Origin of the sequence: Streptomyces pseudovenezuelae (assembly GCF_001513955.1) — a bacterium.
Classification (GTDB): domain Bacteria; phylum Actinomycetota; class Actinomycetes; order Streptomycetales; family Streptomycetaceae; genus Streptomyces; species Streptomyces pseudovenezuelae.
The window spans coordinates 1-1,809 of sequence record NZ_KQ948170.1 but is presented as its reverse complement, the minus strand read 5'-3'; the positions used below and the strand labels follow the sequence as shown (position 1 = coordinate 1,809).

Genomic DNA, 1,809 nt, shown 5'->3' with positions numbered 1-1,809 from the left:
CCCACCCGCCGCCCCGCATCCTCCGCCACCGCCTCCAACAACCGCACCAGATGACCCGACAACCGCTCCACGGTCCCCGCGTCGAACAACGCCGTGCTGTACTCGATCTCCCCCTCCAGCCCGCCGGGGCTGTCTCCCACGGCCACCGCCAGGTCGAAGTTCACCGAGGGCGCTTCGAGCACGTCGAGCCGGGAAGGGGCCTCGTCGGTGTCCCCGCGGTCGTCCGGTCCTTGCGGGGTGTAGTTGAAGAACACCTGGAACAACGGTGTGCGCGAGCGGTCCCGCTCCACCACCAGCGCGTCCACCAACTGTTCGAAGGGCAGGTCCTGATGGGCATACGCGGCCAGAGCCGTCTTCCGCACCCGCTCCAGCAGTTCGCGGAACGTCGGGTCGCCGGACAGGTCCGTCCGCATGACCAGCGTGTTCACGAAGAACCCGATGAGGTCCTCCGTCTCCGCACGGTTCCGGTTGGCCACCGGGGTGCCGACGACGACGTCCTCCGAACCGGTGTACCGCCCCAGCAGCATGCTGAGGCCGGCCAGCAGGGTCATCTGCAGCGTGACACCGTTCTTGCGTGACAGCGCCCGCAGGGCGTCCGCGGTCTCCTGGGGTACGGCGAAGCCGACCGCCGCTCCCTTTGTGGACCGCACGGGTGGGCGTGGGCGGTCGGTGGGCAGTTCCAGTGTCGGCCGGTCCGCCAACTGTTCCTGCCAATAGGTCAAGTGGCCGTTCATGACGTCCCCGTCGAGCCACTGCCGTTGCCAGGCCGCGAAGTCGGCGTACTGCACCGGCAGCGGCGGCAGCGGGTCCGGTTCGCCGGCGCGCAGGGCGTCGTACAGCGTGGCGAGCTCGTGGCGGAAGACCCGCACGGACCACTCGTCGAAGGCCACATGGTGAACGGCGACCGCGAGCACGTGCTCGCGGGGGGCCAGCCGGATCAGAGTGGCACGGATCAGTGGACCGGCGGCCAGGTCGAACGAGGACATCACCTCGGCCGTCACCAACTTGCGCGCGGCCGCCACGGGATCCCGGTCCCCTGAGACGTCGGCCACCGGCAGCGGGAAGGGCGCCGGATCGTCGATGACCTGGTGCGCCACTCCGTCCGGGCCTGCCACCAGCCTGGTGCGCAGGACCTCGTGCCGGGCCACCACCGCGCTCAGGGCCGCGGCCAGGGCCAGGACGTCCAGGCCGCCGTCCGTCCAGCGCATGAGAAGCGGCACGTTGTACTCGAGGGAGCCCGGTGCCAGCTGGTCGAGGAACCACAGACGCTGCTGCGCGAACGACAGGGGCAGCGCTCGGTCGCGATCCACGACGGTGACCGGCGGCACCGTGGATCCGCGGGCCGATCCGTCGACCACGGCCGCCAGGTCTCGCACCGTGGGCTGCTCGAACACCGTCGACAGGGGCAACTCGACTCCGAACACCGTGCGTACGCGGGAGGCGACGCGGGTGGCGAGGAGTGAGTGACCGCCGAGTTCGAAGAAGTTGTCCTGGACGCCGACGCGGTCCAGGCCGAGGACCTGGGCCCAGATGCCGGCGAGGAGTTCCTCGGTCGCGGTGGTGGGGGCGGCGAAGCCGTCCAGCCGTGGCCGCATGCCGTCCGGGGCCGGCAGTGCCTTGCGGTCCACCTTGCCGTTCGGGGTCAGCGGAAGGGCGTCGAGCTCGACGAACACCGACGGGACCATGAAGGCGGGCAGCCGGTCGCTGAGGTAGGCACGCAGGTCGCCGACCGCCGGCATGCCCTCGGTCGGGTCGGTGAGGACGAGGTGGGCGACGAGGCGCCGGTCTGTTTCCTCACCCGCTGCCGTC

Annotated in this window: 1 protein-coding gene; it reads right to left on the bottom strand. The window is 70.8% G+C overall.

The window, feature by feature from the left end; all coding sequences use genetic code 11:
- A partial coding sequence (locus tag AQI94_RS42280) for a condensation domain-containing protein (RefSeq protein WP_225890428.1) occupies nucleotides 1-1,809 on the bottom strand: 1,809 nt, incomplete at both ends.